The organism is Kangiella marina, assembly GCF_039541235.1.
Classification (GTDB): domain Bacteria; phylum Pseudomonadota; class Gammaproteobacteria; order Enterobacterales; family Kangiellaceae; genus Kangiella; species Kangiella marina.
This window is the reverse complement of sequence record NZ_BAABFV010000002.1, coordinates 473,318-487,590: the sequence shown is the minus strand read 5'-3', so window position 1 is coordinate 487,590 and position 14,273 is coordinate 473,318. Positions and strand designations below refer to the sequence as shown.

The 14,273-nt window shown below is 44.4% G+C and carries 14 protein-coding genes; all 14 read right to left on the bottom strand.

Annotated elements, in window-relative coordinates; genetic code table 11:
• Nucleotides 1-10: 10 nt before the first annotated feature.
• Nucleotides 11-1,084, bottom strand: a complete 1,074-nt coding sequence (gene truD, locus ABD943_RS10450) for a tRNA pseudouridine(13) synthase TruD (RefSeq protein WP_345293130.1) — start codon at nucleotides 1,082-1,084, stop codon at nucleotides 11-13.
• On the bottom strand, nucleotides 1,081-1,560 hold the full coding sequence (ispF, locus tag ABD943_RS10445) for a 2-C-methyl-D-erythritol 2,4-cyclodiphosphate synthase (RefSeq protein ID WP_345293129.1): 480 nt from the start codon (nucleotides 1,558-1,560) through the stop codon (nucleotides 1,081-1,083). Before ispF ends, truD begins: the two co-directional genes overlap by 4 nt.
• Before the next feature lie 20 nt (nucleotides 1,561-1,580).
• Nucleotides 1,581-2,807 carry a histidinol dehydrogenase gene (gene hisD / locus ABD943_RS10440; protein ID WP_345293128.1) on the bottom strand — a complete coding sequence of 409 codons (1,227 nt, stop codon included), beginning with the start codon at nucleotides 2,805-2,807 and terminating at the stop codon, nucleotides 1,581-1,583.
• Nucleotides 2,797-4,047, bottom strand: coding sequence for a phosphoribosyl-AMP cyclohydrolase (gene hisI, locus ABD943_RS10435; protein WP_345293127.1), 1,251 nt, complete (start codon nucleotides 4,045-4,047; stop codon nucleotides 2,797-2,799). Before hisI ends, hisD begins: the two co-directional genes overlap by 11 nt.
• Before the next feature lie 24 nt (nucleotides 4,048-4,071).
• Nucleotides 4,072-4,848, bottom strand: a complete 777-nt coding sequence (gene hisF / locus ABD943_RS10430) for an imidazole glycerol phosphate synthase subunit HisF (RefSeq protein WP_345293126.1) — start codon at nucleotides 4,846-4,848, stop codon at nucleotides 4,072-4,074.
• A complete protein-coding gene (gene hisH, locus ABD943_RS10425; RefSeq protein WP_345293125.1) occupies nucleotides 4,836-5,435 on the bottom strand; it encodes an imidazole glycerol phosphate synthase subunit HisH in 600 nt (199 codons plus the stop codon). Before hisH ends, hisF begins: the two co-directional genes overlap by 13 nt.
• The gene (hisB, locus tag ABD943_RS10420; protein WP_345293124.1) at nucleotides 5,432-6,010 is read right to left on the bottom strand and encodes an imidazoleglycerol-phosphate dehydratase HisB; all 579 of its coding nucleotides are present in this window, start codon (nucleotides 6,008-6,010) and stop codon (nucleotides 5,432-5,434) included. Before hisB ends, hisH begins: the two co-directional genes overlap by 4 nt.
• A complete protein-coding gene (locus tag ABD943_RS10415; RefSeq protein ID WP_345293123.1) occupies nucleotides 6,007-7,710 on the bottom strand; it encodes an aminotransferase class I/II-fold pyridoxal phosphate-dependent enzyme in 1,704 nt (567 codons plus the stop codon). Before ABD943_RS10415 ends, hisB begins: the two co-directional genes overlap by 4 nt.
• On the bottom strand, nucleotides 7,707-8,555 hold the full coding sequence (gene hisG, locus ABD943_RS10410; protein ID WP_345293122.1) for an ATP phosphoribosyltransferase: 849 nt from the start codon (nucleotides 8,553-8,555) through the stop codon (nucleotides 7,707-7,709). The genes ABD943_RS10415 and hisG overlap by 4 nt, the downstream gene beginning before the upstream one ends.
• A gap of 434 nt (nucleotides 8,556-8,989) precedes the next feature.
• The gene (gene ispD, locus ABD943_RS10405; RefSeq protein ID WP_345293121.1) at nucleotides 8,990-9,691 is read right to left on the bottom strand and encodes a 2-C-methyl-D-erythritol 4-phosphate cytidylyltransferase; all 702 of its coding nucleotides are present in this window, start codon (nucleotides 9,689-9,691) and stop codon (nucleotides 8,990-8,992) included.
• 13 nt (nucleotides 9,692-9,704) lie between these two features.
• Nucleotides 9,705-9,980 (bottom strand): cell division protein FtsB, encoded by a 276-nt coding sequence (ftsB, locus tag ABD943_RS10400; RefSeq protein ID WP_345293120.1) that lies wholly within the window; start codon nucleotides 9,978-9,980, stop codon nucleotides 9,705-9,707.
• A gap of 123 nt (nucleotides 9,981-10,103) precedes the next feature.
• Nucleotides 10,104-11,387: a phosphopyruvate hydratase gene (eno, locus tag ABD943_RS10395; protein WP_345293379.1), complete on the bottom strand. Its 1,284-nt coding sequence runs from the start codon at nucleotides 11,385-11,387 to the stop codon at nucleotides 10,104-10,106.
• Nucleotides 11,388-11,452: 65 nt separating this feature from the next.
• Nucleotides 11,453-12,313 carry a 3-deoxy-8-phosphooctulonate synthase gene (gene kdsA, locus ABD943_RS10390; RefSeq protein WP_345293119.1) on the bottom strand — a complete coding sequence of 287 codons (861 nt, stop codon included), beginning with the start codon at nucleotides 12,311-12,313 and terminating at the stop codon, nucleotides 11,453-11,455.
• A 38-nt stretch (nucleotides 12,314-12,351) separates the two neighbouring features.
• Nucleotides 12,352-13,989 (bottom strand): CTP synthase, encoded by a 1,638-nt coding sequence (gene pyrG, locus ABD943_RS10385; RefSeq protein ID WP_345293118.1) that lies wholly within the window; start codon nucleotides 13,987-13,989, stop codon nucleotides 12,352-12,354.
• Nucleotides 13,990-14,273 lie beyond the last annotated feature (284 nt).

Sequence of the window (14,273 nt, the reverse complement as noted above, 5' to 3'; positions counted from 1 at the left end):
ATTTAGTAATTTATGTATTGAAAGGCGTCTTATTCTCGACCAACGAAACAATCTCACGTAAAAAACTGGTCGCAAAAGCGCCTTTTGGCAAATCAAAAGATAAGGTTAACTCAGTGTCATTATGCCAGTTTGAAGTGACATTTTGGGGAAAACACATTGCAGCTCGCCGTTCTTCGTTGAAGCGTTTATTTGAAAGCTTTTCTATCAGCACTTGGTAGTCAGACAATACCTCGCTCTCAAAAGACTGCGCTTCATGTTTCGACTGAGACCTTGAGCCTGCCAGTGGCGCTGTCAGCAAGATATCTTTTTGCTCAAAGCGCTCTTGTTCAGCGATTAAGTCTTCCACCACAAATCCTTTCTCAGAACCACTTAACATCATATAATCGCCCTCAAGCAATTGTGATGATAAGCCTTTTTCGATCCGGCAGGAAACGACATGGTTAAAAAGGTACGATCTCACGGCTGAGAATAACAGGCCTTGCAGATTACGATTTTTGAGCTTTTTGTTATTGATCAATAAATCAATACCACGAGTTAGGTTCGCTCCCTCATTGCCAAACCGCTGCTCACCAAAATAATTCGGGAAACCTGACGTTACAACCGTATCGAGTCTTTGCTCAAAGCTGTCTTTATTCGTATTAAGATCTTTTAATCGAACCTTAAAGTGGTTCGATTTAACAGCACCAATTCTTAACTTTTTATCGTGGCGACTAGTCTCTAGCACAGTAACTTCATCGTCGTTAAACTCAGACCAATCAATAGTCCTTAATAACGGTAACTGCACACTAAACCACTGCCGAGCGATAGCAAATCGGTCTTTTTTACCCGCATACCCAATATCAGTGGACTTCACATCGGCAAAGCGTCTGAGTTTTTGAACCACGATATCCGTGTTCACGTTTTGCTTTTGGATATATAGAAAATGATGAGCACCTTCGCCAGATAATTCAAAGCGAAGCGACTCTTCTACCACGAAATCACTCATTTGCGACTTGAAGGTGGCGGTGGATAGTGGCCCACCATGCAAGCGCTTCCACTCATAGCACTGAGTTGCCGCTAACCCGACACTCTCTGAGTTACTCATGAGGCTTTCTGCAACAAACAGACTGCATGAACCGCAATACCTTCTTTGCGACCAACAAACCCGAGCTTTTCTGTGGTGGTCGCTTTTAGGTTTATCTGCTCAAAATCAGCATCACACACAGCACAAATGACGCCTTTCATGCCTTCGATCTTATCCGCCATTTTTGGCTCTTGAGCAACAATGGTCACATCAAGATTTCCGATTGAGAATCCGTCTTTTTTGACCAGTTGCATCACTGTCTTTAATAATTCTTTGCTATCCACACCAGCAAACTCGTCGCTGCTATCGGGAAAATGATGACCAATATCGCCTTTAGCAATAGCGCCAAGTAGCGCATCACAGACGGCGTGCAGTACAACATCGCCATCCGAGTGCGCAAGCAAGCCTTGCTCGCCCTCAAACAAGACGCCGCCTAAGATTAAAGGCTTATCACCACCAAATTTATGGACATCGTATCCGTGACCAATTCGAAACATAGCAAAACCCAGTTATTCAATTAACTGGATCTTACCGTCATACTCTTCTGATGCCAAACCAATTGCTCCGCTTCGGCAATTTTCTGACCAATATCTGAAAGCTTCTGCCGACCTATCTCACTCACCGCTTGCACCGATTGAACTTTGAGAAAACTCAACACACTTAAACCACTAGAGCGGTTGGCTGTGCCCATAGTAGGTAACGTGTGGTTAGGACCTGAGCAATAGTCACCATAGGCGACAGCGCTGTTTTCACCAATAAACAGTGAACCGAAATTGATTAAAAGATCTTGGTTGATTCGCTGATCAGCCAATAGCAGGTGCTCAGGCGCATAACGGTTACTAAACTCAATCATTTGCGCCGTTGAATCTGCTAGCAGCAAGATAATTTGTTTATCTTCTAGCAGTTTAGCCAGCTCGTCATCTGCCGCTAAGGCCATTTCTACAGACTCTAAAAGCTCAAGGCTATCGCTAATCAGTAAGCTTTGTGCCTGCGGATCATGCTCAGCTTGTGCTGCCATATCGGCAATAACCCACTCTTGATTGATGTTGGCATCCGCTAAAATCAACAACTCGCTAGGCCCCGCCGCCGCATCAATTTGTACCTGCTGACTTAGCCCTTGCTTTGCAGCATTAACGTACTGGTTACCCGGGCCTACGACCATCTGAACCGGCTCAAGCTCTTTATAGCCATAGGCCAAAGCAGCTATCGCTTGAACACCACCGATTTTGAGGAAACCGGTTGCTCCTGCAAAACTCGCTGCGGCTAAGACCGCGGGATGATCTGACGGCGAACAAGCAATACGCGACTGGCACCCTGCAAGCTTTGCTGGAATCAAGGTCATCAGTGCCGTTGAAATCAACGGAAAACGTCCGCCTGGAATATAAGCACCAATCCGCTCAATCGCTTGATAACGAAACCCAAACTCACCGCAATCATCAAGATAGGTACTGTCGGTAAGCTTGTCTCTCTGGAACTGAGAAAATGCTTCAATGCGCTCACCCGCAGAAGTAATCGCATCAACCAATGACGCCTCTAAACCGTATTCATCATAAGGTTTCAGTTTAATCCATTGCGGCGAAAAACCATCAAACTCTTGGCTCAGCTGCTCAATCTTTTCGTCGCCCTGCTGTGCGATTTCTGCCAAAAGTTGACGTACCTTAGGCTCAACATCAGACTGACTGTTACTCGACTCTCTTTGCCACTGAGAGCACTGAGTAATTTGTGAATCGTTTTTAGTCTGCATTACGCGCCCCCAGTTCACTGATAATTTCGTTTGCCGACACCCCTTTCGCTTTGGCATTAACTAGCGCAAAGAAAATCAAGTCCGCAGCTTCCCAGCGAACCTCGTCATTATCGCGCGCTTCGATCAATTCTTGGCACTCTTCATTAAGCTTTTCGATTTGCAAATCTTCGCTCGCGAATAGCTTTTGAGTAAAGGACTTTCCGTTGACACCACTCGATAAATCCTCTAGTCGCTGCTCGAAAACACGATCTAAAACGTTCAGATCGAACCCGCGATTTTGTGTCGCAAAACAACTATAGCGCTCGAAGTGGCAAGCATTTCCAGACTGCTTCACCTTAAACAGTAACGTATCACCGTCACAGTCATAATCAATATTGACGAGCTCTTGGATGTTACCGCTGGTTAAGCCTTTCTGCCACAACTCCTGACGTGAGCGACTATAATAAATCCCTGCTTTTTTGATCATAGCTTGCTGTAAAGATTCTTTGGTTGAGTACGCCAGCATCAACACTTGATCCGTTTCCGCATCCTGCACAATGGTCGGCATTAGTGGCGCTTTATCGAAATCAACACAGCTTAATAACGCATCGTCTAACTTTAAGCGACCGGTATACACCGACATTCCTATTTGGCTATTCGACCCCAGTTTATTGATGAACTGAATGTCGTCCAATGTGGTGATGCCACCAGCAACGGTGACGGGAATTTTGGAAGTCTTGACCACCTGCTGAATTCTTTTTTCATCAATACCACCCAGCATGCCCTCTTTTTGCACCTGCGTGTACAAAAACTCGGAACAGTTGCCTTGAATCTCTTGAATGAGATCGAGTACTTTCACCGTATCTGTTGATTGCCAACCATGCGTCACCCAGTCATCACCTTTTGCATCAATCGCAAATATCAGCTGCGAACTTGGAAGCTTTTTCACAAAGTCAGAACGACACGAAGTACCCAAAATCACTTTCTTTGCGCCAGCCGACAGATACTCGCGTGCGGTATCATAATCACGGATACCACCGCCAACTCGGCACGGATATTTTTTGATGAGTTGCTTGATCAGCTGTTTATTGCTGCCTCGTCCCAATGCGGCATCTAAATCAATGATAGCCACCTCACCAAAAAGCGAAAAACGTTCAAGTAAGCCAAAAACATCGGCTTCTTCAACAATCTTTCTATCAGGATTGCCCTGCTCCAACTGCACAGCTTTACCGTCTAATAAATCAATACTTGGAATTAACATCTCACTTCACTCCTAAGACTCGCCTCAGCGAGTTAATATATTCTGTTTCTTGAGCGCTTGCTTTACGTCATCAACACAGTACTCACCACGATGAAACATACCTGCCGCTAAAGCTGCATCACTGCCCGCCTGATAAGTATCGACAAAATGTTCGGCATTGGATGCACCACCCGAGGCGATAACTTGAATGTTGCGCTCTTTTGCCACACGAGCCATCAGCTCATTATCAAAGCCGATGCCAGTGCCATCCCGGTGCATTGCCGTCAATAAAATTTCTCCAGCGCCTCGCTGCTCAACCTCGGCAAACCAGTCAAAAGCATTGGTTTCTGTTTTAACATGGCCGCCGTTAACGTATACCGCATAATCATCGACCTCGTCTTTATTCACATCGATCGCCACCACCACACACTGAGAACCGAAGCCATCGGCTATTTGATTAATCAGTGAAGGATTTTTCACAGCGGCAGAATTTAGCGCCACCTTGTCAGCCCCAGCATTTAAAAACTGTGCAACGTCGTCATAATTATTCAACCCGCCACCTACGGTAAAAGGTATGGATAAATTTTGTGCCACACGAGTGACGGTTTCGAGGGCATTGGCACGATTTTCCAAAGTTGCTTTAATGTCTAAAAAGACGATTTCATCAGCGCCCTGTTCTTGGTAACGTAAAGCCAGCTCTACAGGATCGCCCATATCAGCCAACCCTTTAAAGTTAACCCCCTTGACGACACGGCCATTGGCAACATCGAGACATACAATCACTCGAGGTATCAGTCCGACTTGTTGATTTAACGTAGACATTGCTTAATCATCTCCTCGCCAATTGGCCCCGACTTTTCGGGATGAAATTGAAAGGCCCATAAATTGCCTTGATTAATGGCGGCAACAAACTCTTCCCCATAAGTCACCGTAGCCACAGCTACAGGGGATGACTTAACGCCATAACTATTTACGAAGTAAACAATCTGATTCTTAAATCTTGCTTCTTGTGAATCGAGTTGGCACCAACCAACCATCGGCTGCTTAGGACTTTGCAGTCGCGTCACTTTTCCTTCAAACAAAGCTAACCCTTCAACACCAGGGTCTTCGTCAGATTGCTCAAACATGACTTGTAAGCCAACACAAATTCCCAATAAAGGCTTTCCCTGCTGGCTCCACATTTGAATCGCTTGGTCCAGCTTGGTGGCCTTTAACTGTTTCATCACCTGACCAAAACGTCCCTGCCCCGGGATCACCAGAGCACATAATTCATTAAGCTCGAGGTCTTGCGTGGTGTTCACGGTAATTGGCTCAAAACCTATTCGTCGCAAGCAAGCAAATAAACTAAAAAGGTTCCCCGCTTTGGTATTGACCACGCCCACCTTTTTTATGCCCAACGCTGAACTCATAACACACCCTTGGTACTATTATTACGCTCACTGACTTGAAGCGCCTCACGCAAAGCAAACGCCAAGCCTTTAAAACTCGCCTCCACTAAGTGGTGATTATTGTCAAAGTACTCGGTTTTAATGTGCAGCGTTATGGCGCTATTGATGGCGAAAGTGTAGAAAAAGTGCTTCCACATTTCCGTTCCAATGCCGCCCAAACTTTCACGCGAAAAAGGTAAGTCAGTTATCGCATAAGCACGACCACACACATCAACAGCAACCATTAACAAGCTAGCGTCCATTGGTAATAAACGCTGACCATAGCGCACGATGTTTCCTTGCTGTCGCCACGCTTGATTAAAGGCTTGGCCTAAACAAATCGCCACATCTTCTATTAGGTGATGATCATCAACCTCTAAATCGCCTTTAGACTTTAACTTCAAATCCCAGCCAGCGTGCGTCGCTAATTGATTTAACATGTGATCAAAAAAGGGTAACCCTGTATCTATTGATACCTGCTGCTGGCCATTAATGTTAAGCGCCAGCTCAATCGTGGTTTCCTTGGTTTCACGACTTAAAGTGATGGTATTACTCATAGCAACTCCTCCAATTGATTCACAGACTCTAGCACTAAATCAGCACCGTACTGGTATAAGCTATCGTGACCAATGCCTATAGCCATAGCTCCGGCGCCATTGGCCGCAGCCATATCATCAGGCGTATCTCCTAACATCCAGCAGAGTTCTTTGCCATAAAACTGCTTCGCTTTGAGTACTCCCTCTGGATTTGGCTTTGACTGCTCAACGTCATTATCACTAATGACTAAAGTGTTTCGCGCACCAATAAATTGTGAACCTTCAACCGCCTCATCTTTTGGTCTTCCAGTCACAATTGCCGTCTTTAACGTTCTTGAGCGTGTAATAAAAAGAGTCTTAAGGAGATCATTGTTGATGAGTGGCTTCTCTAATGTTTTAAACCCTTTCTTCTCCTCGGTGCCTTGGTAAAAATCCTGAAACGTTTCCGTAACACTCTCTAAATCAATATCTTTACCTAGCTCACGGATTAATGCCTGCGTTAATACCCAATCATTATTAAAGCCGCCTTGACTGCGTAAACGCTCGATATCTGTTTGCGCGATGCTTGTATCGGTAAAACGTCTCACGGTTGATGTTATCGCGGCATCGTAGCTTTTACGGGTATCAATCAAGACACCGTCCATATCAAAACAAATCAGCTCAGGCTGTAATGCCAAACGCAGGGCTGTTAACAATGATTTGATATAAAAAGGAATGGTTATCCGAATAGCTTCAATATCATCCCGCGCCGCAGAAAGACCCGATAACTGTGTTTTAATGGTGATATTGCGTTTTTGACAAGCTGCTTTTATCAAGCGTAGTTTAGCCGAACTTCCTTGAACAAAAACAAAGTTCGCGCTGCTATCAACTAAGTCTAACCCTGATGAAATCAACAGTTCTGAAATCTGTTCGCGATTCTGGGCGATGACCTGCGCGTAATTAGACACCTCCAGCTTGGCACTCTCAGTAAAGGCTTGCTTTGCAATTTCTATGGTTGGCGATGGCAGATTAAAAGGCATCGCCAGTTGTTGAAACTGCCTAATCATAACTTGCTGCCCTAATAAATAACCACAACGAATTCCTGCTAAACCAAAAGCTTTAGACAGCGTTCTTAGGATCACCACATTATCGAACTGACTGATTAACCCTAAGCTTTGAGAATCATCGCCCGCGAATTCAATATAGGCTTCATCCAAAAATACAGACGCGCCTACTGCGTTGGCCTTTTTACATGCGCTCACTAAGTCATCGTAAGGTATGAGCTCACCAGTAGGGTTATTGGGGCTGGTTAAAATCAAGATAGAATTGGATGCTAACGCTGCGAGTGCTGATTGCAAGTCAATACGCATATCCTCTAAAGGCTCTATCAAATCGATGTCGCTGCCCCAATTATCTTTGCCCACTATATACTGGCTAAAAGCAGGTAACGGCAGTATCAACTTCTTTTGACGCAAACATGCTAACTTGAATAGTAATTCGATAGACTCGTCACCACCGTTGGTTAACATAACCTGCTCAGGATCAAGCTGATAAAAGTCTGCTGCCTGTTGCTGTAAACCGCTTTTATCCGGATACTGCCATAAACAGTCGGTTGAAATTCCTAGCTCCGCCAGCCACAAAGGTCGGCTATCTGAACGCTCATTAAAGTCTAGCTTTAATGGCTTAACCGAGCTTCCGCCCGCAGCGTCTAAATCTAGATTATTTTGATACATGGGCTTCATAGTGCTTTCCGAATAGGTGTTTCAAGAATGTCCGTCGCGCCAGCGCTGATAAGTTTAGGCAACAAATCTTTGATGAGTTTTCGCTCAATCGCTGCTTTAATGGCAAAACCGTCGGCGTTATATAGCTCACTAACCGTTGGTGCTCGCATCGCTGGTAACAAGTTGACCACTTGCTCAATGGTGTCCTTTCCGCAATTCATTTCAAGTAAAACACGCTTACGTCCATTCATAACACCGCGCATCAACAGTAGTAGATTATCAATTTGTTCTTTCTTCGCTGGGTCCTTTAATATCTCTTTGTTAGCAATAAACTGTGTCGAGCTTTCAATCACTGTATCAACAATCTTCAGACGGTTCGCGCGGATTGTCGATCCTGTACTGGTATTATCAATGATCATATCGGCGTCTTCAGGCGGAAAGACTTCTGTCGCACCGTAAGCACGCAATAACTTAAATGGCACTCCAAGCTTCGTTAAGTAATCATTCGCAATTTTTTTATATTCTGACGCAACGATAATCTTTCGCTGTTTAACGTCCTCCCAGTCCCACTCTTCTGGAATACAGGATACTAGCTTTACAGGGTTGAAGCCCAAGTCCTCTAAGACTTCGACATCCGCTTCCTGCTCAAGAATCCAATCCATACCCGCAAAACCAATATCGTGTTGTCCTAACGCCACCATTTCTGGAATATTCTGGCTTTTCAATAGCTTAACCTCAATGTCACAGCCGTATAGTTTCGGTCGATAATTTCGGCTATCCCCTATTAGGGTTAAACCCACTTCCGATAATAGCTCCGCCACCTTGTCGTAAAGCTTGCCCTTTGGAATTACCATTTTCAAAGTCATTGTCTTTCTCCTAAGTATCAATATTTAAAAAATTTAAAGCCTAAAAACGAAAAAACCCGCTGTCCTTTCGGAGCAACGGGTTTGGAATTCTTTGTTGAGAGTTATTTAGCCATGTACAACTCATCCCACCGTCGCTCGCGAAGTGTATGATGGTGATGATGTAATTGACTGATTAAATTCATAGTTCTTACTCTATCTCGACTCTTTCACTTAATGGTTGATTTGCTGTATTAGTAAAAGGCAAAAAAAAAGCCCCGCTCAATGGCGGGGCTTTACAAAATTCTTTAATGATATCTACATTATTAAAGACACTAGCTCACCGCCAACACGTTTGTGTGATGGTGATGATGGTGCAATGTGTTTAATAATGTTTTCATAGACTGTATTAAAACCTGATTCTCACACTCTGTCAACCGAGCTTTATGACAATTTGGTTATATACCCCGATTAAGCCAAATAGAGGCTAACATTAGATCTTCCGGCTCAGTCACCTTAAGATTTTGCCTAGAACCAATAACAAGGGCTGGATGATAGCCTGCCACCTCCATTGCTGAAGCTTCATCAGTCACTGTCGCCTCACTGTCCAGAGCCACGCGGATAGCTTTACGTAATGTCTCGAGTGGGAAAAACTGTGGTGTTTGGGCCAACCAAACGGTTTCCCTATCAATAGTGGCCTCAATTGACTGATGGTTATTCGCAATCTTAACGGTATCTACAGCGCCTATTGCCAGTATTGCACCATCGGGGGAAGTCGCTTTGCTTTCGACTAAGTCATCAATATGGCGCGGATTGAGGCACGGCCTAGCCGCATCATGAACCATAACCCAGTCATGCTCAGTACCCTCAAACTGACGTATCTGATCCAACCCCGACAAAACAGAGTCCACACGATTCTCACCACCTTTGGTGGTAATGACTCGCGAGTTCTCTTGATAAGGCAAGTCTTGCCAATTTTTATCGTTCGGGTTAAGTGCCACCACCACTTTATGCACTTTAGAGTGTTCAAGAAAGCGGTTTATGGTGTACTCAAGGATGGTTTTATCTTCGATCTTAATGTATTGCTTTGGGGTACCCGAGTTCATACGAGAGCCGATACCCGCTGCTGGAATAACCACCCAAATACGTTCAGAACTCATGTTCATTGCTCAACTAATGGCTATCCAAAATTCGAATAAAGACTTCACCCTCTTTTATCATTCCAAGTTGATAACGGGCTCGTTCCTCAATAGCATCTCTGCCATCCCTTAAGTCGGTAATCTCAGCGACAATTTTCTGGTTTCTAAGCTCCAACTCTTTATTCTCTTGTCGGATATTGTCACCTCGCTCCTGCTGTAGCTTTATTTCACGAAAAGAAGACTCCCCGAACCAAATTCGGTATTGAAGCGTCGTTAAAATCACGACCAATGTTAGAGCCACCCATTTCATAAAATAAACAATGCCAGAAATTTATCCGTTAATAAAGCCTCAGCGTCATTCCCGCGAAAGCGGGAATCTCTGGAGACCAGTCAATAGAACGTAGATTCCCGCTTTCGCGGGAATGACATATTCTTATTTTTTAAACTTAAATGCGCCAGAACCAGGATAAGGCGCTGAACCATTTAACTCACCTTCGATTCTTAGTAGTTGATTGTATTTAGCTACACGGTCTGAACGACACAATGATCCCGTTTTGATTTGTCCCGCCGCAGTTGCCACCGCCAAATCCGCAATAGTCGTATCTTCTGTCTCACCACTACGGTGTGAAATAACCGCTGTGTAGCCAGCTTTATGCGCCATATCAATCGCCGCGAGTGTCTCTGTCAAAGTGCCGATTTGGTTCACTTTAATCAAAATAGAGTTAGCGATACCTTTATCAATACCTTCTTGTAGGATCTTAGTGTTGGTTACAAACAAATCATCGCCAACTAGCTGACACTTGTCACCAACTTTATCCGTTAGTGCTTTCCAGCCATCCCAGTCGCCTTCATCCATACCGTCTTCAATAGAAACGATGGGATAACGCTCAACCCAGTCCGCTAAATAATCAGCAAACTCTTCTGAGCTTAAGATTTTATTTTCAGAAGCTAAATGATACTTACCGTCTTTATAGAATTCGCTCGACGCGATATCTAGCGCTAGAGCAACATCATCACCTAGCTTATAGCCAGCCTTGTCGACTGCTTCAACAATAGCCTGAATTGCTTCTTCATTAGAACCTAAGTCTGGGGCAAATCCACCTTCGTCACCAACCGCAGTGTTTAAGCCTTTTGCTTGAAGTACTTTGCGTAGGCTGTGGAAAATTTCTGCGCCCATACGCAAACCTTCTGAAAAAGTCGGAGCGCCAACTGGCATAACCATGAACTCTTGAATATCAACGTTATTGTCGGCGTGCTCACCACCATTGATAATGTTCATCATCGGTACTGGCATGGAGTATTTGCCATCACGGTTAATGTGCGCATAAAGCGATTTACCAGAAGCTTGTGCCGCTGCTTTCGCGTTTGCTAGCGATACCGCCAAGATAGAGTTGGCACCAAGCTTTTCTTTGTTCTCAGTACCATCCAAATCAAGCATCACCTGATCGATAGCAGCTTGATCGGAAGCGTCTTTGCCCACTAGAGCATTTTTAATGTCATTGTTGACGAACTTAACAGCTTTCAATACGCCTTTACCTAAGTAACGCGACACATCACCGTCACGAAGCTCTAAGGCTTCACGAGAACCTGTAGAAGCACCTGATGGGGAACAAGCAATGGCCTTAACCCCATTCTCCAAAACGACTTCTGCTTCTACCGTTGGGTTACCACGAGAATCTAGAACTTCACGTCCAATAACATTTTTGATCTTCAAAATCACACCCTCTATCTTCAAAGTAAATAGTGTTCAAATACAATTAAACTACAAATAACTTAAAACAGTTACAGCAAGTCACCGCTGCCAAAGTCAGTAATAGAGTCTTCGGCAAAACCTGCTTTTTTAACAATGGTATCCAGCTCTTTCATGACCTTTAAGGTTTCTTCGATGCGGTACATTGGGAAAGAGTTTGGTCCATCACACTTGGCTATGCTTGGATCTGGATGACTTTCCATAAAGACCCCCGAAACACCTGCTGCAATCGCAGCACGCGCTAAGACTGGAATCACTTCGCGTAAGCCACCGGATGACTCACCTTGCCCACCAGGTAACTGAGCGGAGTGAGTGGCATCGTAAACAACTGGGCACCCGGTTTGACGCATAATGGATAACGAGCGCATATCCGAAACCAGGTTGTTATAACCAAACGACGCTCCACGCTCACAGACCATGATGTTGTTGTTGCCCGTTTCACGAGCCTTTTCAACCACATTATTCATGTCCCATGGCGACAAAAACTGACCTTTCTTGATATTAACGGGAATACCGGGTTCACATACTTTGCGTATAAAGTTAGTCTGACGCGATAAAAATGCGGGCGTTTGCATCACATCAACCACAGCAGCAACTTCTTTAATCGGCGTATCTTCGTGGACATCGGTCAACACAGGCACACCAACCTGATCTTTTACTTTCTGTAAGATTTCTAGGCCTTTCTCTAGACCTGGTCCTCTAAAGCTTTTACTCGATGAACGATTCGCTTTATCAAAAGAGGACTTATAAATAAACGGGATGTCTAAACGCTCCGTCATTTCCTTCAGGTATCCTGCGGTATCGATAGCAAGTTGTTCGCTTTCAATAACGCACGGACCACAGATCAAGAAAAACGGCTGATCAATACCTACTTCCCAATTTAATAACTTCATATAACTACCTTTGGCTTATGCCAATGTTGCACCGCAGCTTAAGCGTTACTTTTTTCAGCGTGATAATCTTTTGCTGCAGCAATGAATGCACTAAATAGTGGATGACCATCACGTGGCGTAGAGCGGAATTCTGGGTGGAACTGACACGCCACAAACCAACGATGATCTTTTAACTCAATCATCTCTACTAATTTTTTCTCGCTTGAAGTACATGATACCACAAGGCCTGCTTCTTCAAGCTTTGGTAGTAAGTTATTGTTAACTTCATAACGGTGACGATGACGCTCATTAATCACATCAGTTTGATAAATATCATGCGCTTTAGTTCCTGACTTTACATTGGCAGGTTGTGCGCCAAGTCTCATGGTACCGCCCAGGTCAGAATCATCCGTACGCTCTTCGGTTGAACCATCACGGTTAATCCACTCAGTAATTAAACCAACTACAGGATTCGGCGTAGCGCCATCAAACTCAGAACTATTCGCATTCTCTAATCCGGCTTTATGACGAGCATATTCGATCACCGCAACCTGCATACCTAAACAAATACCCAAATACGGAATATCGTTTTCACGCGCGTACTTAGCAGTTGCAATTTTCCCTTCAACACCACGCTCGCCGAAGCCGCCAGGGATCAAGATAGCATCCATATCTTTAAGCATGTCTGTGCCACGTTTTTCGACATCCTGTGAATCCACATAATGGATATTCACTTGTTGACGATTGTGTAAGCCAGCGTGCTTTAGCGCTTCGGTTAATGATTTGTAGGCTTCCGTTAAATCCATGTACTTGCCGACCATGGCGACATTCACTTCACCATTAGGGTTTGCTTCACGGTATAAAACTTCTTCCCACTCAGCCAAGTCAGCTTTAGGCGCATCAATCTTGAAACGCTCACAAATTAACTGATCGACACCTTGGTTCAATAAGATAGATGGGATTCGGTAAATACTGTCAACGTCTTGCAGCGAAACTACCGCGCGCTCTTTAACGTTAGTGAATAAAGCCACTTTCGCCTTCTCACTAGCAGGAATCGCGCGATCAGAGCGACAAATCAACATGTCTGGCTGAATACCGATAGAACGTAATTCTTTTACCGAGTGCTGCGTCGGTTTCGTTTTTAACTCACCAGCAACCGCGATATAAGGTAGAAGCGTCAAGTGCACGAACATGGCGTTTTCTTTGCCAACTTCAAAACGCAGCTGACGAATCGCTTCCATAAACGGTAGCGACTCAATATCACCAACCGTACCGCCAACTTCAACCATGGCGACGTCGGCGCCTTTTGCGCCTTCTCTGACCTTATGTTTAATTTCATCCGTAATATGAGGAATCACCTGAACGGTGCCACCCAAATAGTCGCCACGACGTTCTTTGCGCAGCACATCAGAATAAACTCGACCTGTGGTAAAGTTATTGCGCTGGCTCATGCTATTACGCACAAAACGCTCATAGTGGCCCAAGTCCAAATCAGTCTCTGCGCCATCATCGGTCACAAACACCTCACCATGCTGGAAAGGGCTCATAGTGCCAGGGTCAACGTTAATGTATGGATCAAGCTTCATCATAGTAACGTTAAGGCCACGAGACTCGAGAAGAGCCGCCATAGAGGCCGCCGCGATACCTTTACCTAAAGAAGAAACAACACCACCGGTTACAAATACATACTTGGTCATAAGCCTAATCCAACTGCTGAACTTTATGAAAACTGCTATTAAATACAACAAATCGCAAAATACTTGCCTATGGTTAACGCCATACAAGCTATTTTACGATTGATGAAACCTAATTCTTTGAAAATCAATGCTTTAATTTAACTTTTCGCGTAAAAATAAAGCATACTGCCACTGCTAAAGTGACTAAATTACATACGTATGTCTTAGAGAAGAAAGGACTCCCAGGACGGGAAAACAGTATATCAAAAAGGTCCGATGATTGGCGAGGAGTTTTTTATATTAAA

Excerpts from the sequence above, each read along its gene's own strand:
- pyrG (WP_345293118.1), bottom strand. The coding sequence starts at position 13,989 with ATGACCAAGTATGTATTTGTAACCGGTGGTGTTGTTTCTTCTTTAGGT.
- ABD943_RS10415 (WP_345293123.1), bottom strand. The coding sequence starts at position 7,710 with ATGAAGCCCATGTATCAAAATAATCTAGATTTAGACGCTGCGGGCGGA.
- ispD (WP_345293121.1), bottom strand. The coding sequence starts at position 9,691 with ATGAGTTCTGAACGTATTTGGGTGGTTATTCCAGCAGCGGGTATCGGC.
- hisD (WP_345293128.1), bottom strand. The coding sequence starts at position 2,807 with ATGCAGACTAAAAACGATTCACAAATTACTCAGTGCTCTCAGTGGCAA.
- kdsA (WP_345293119.1), bottom strand. The coding sequence starts at position 12,313 with ATGAAGTTATTAAATTGGGAAGTAGGTATTGATCAGCCGTTTTTCTTG.
- hisH (WP_345293125.1), bottom strand. The coding sequence starts at position 5,435 with ATGAGTTCAGCGTTGGGCATAAAAAAGGTGGGCGTGGTCAATACCAAA.
- truD (WP_345293130.1), bottom strand. The coding sequence starts at position 1,084 with ATGAGTAACTCAGAGAGTGTCGGGTTAGCGGCAACTCAGTGCTATGAG.
- ftsB (WP_345293120.1), bottom strand. The coding sequence starts at position 9,980 with ATGAAATGGGTGGCTCTAACATTGGTCGTGATTTTAACGACGCTTCAA.
- ispF (WP_345293129.1), bottom strand. The coding sequence starts at position 1,560 with ATGTTTCGAATTGGTCACGGATACGATGTCCATAAATTTGGTGGTGAT.
- hisI (WP_345293127.1), bottom strand. The coding sequence starts at position 4,047 with ATGTTAATTCCAAGTATTGATTTATTAGACGGTAAAGCTGTGCAGTTG.
- hisB (WP_345293124.1), bottom strand. The coding sequence starts at position 6,010 with ATGAGTAATACCATCACTTTAAGTCGTGAAACCAAGGAAACCACGATT.
- hisG (WP_345293122.1), bottom strand. The coding sequence starts at position 8,555 with ATGACTTTGAAAATGGTAATTCCAAAGGGCAAGCTTTACGACAAGGTG.
- hisF (WP_345293126.1), bottom strand. The coding sequence starts at position 4,848 with ATGTCTACGTTAAATCAACAAGTCGGACTGATACCTCGAGTGATTGTA.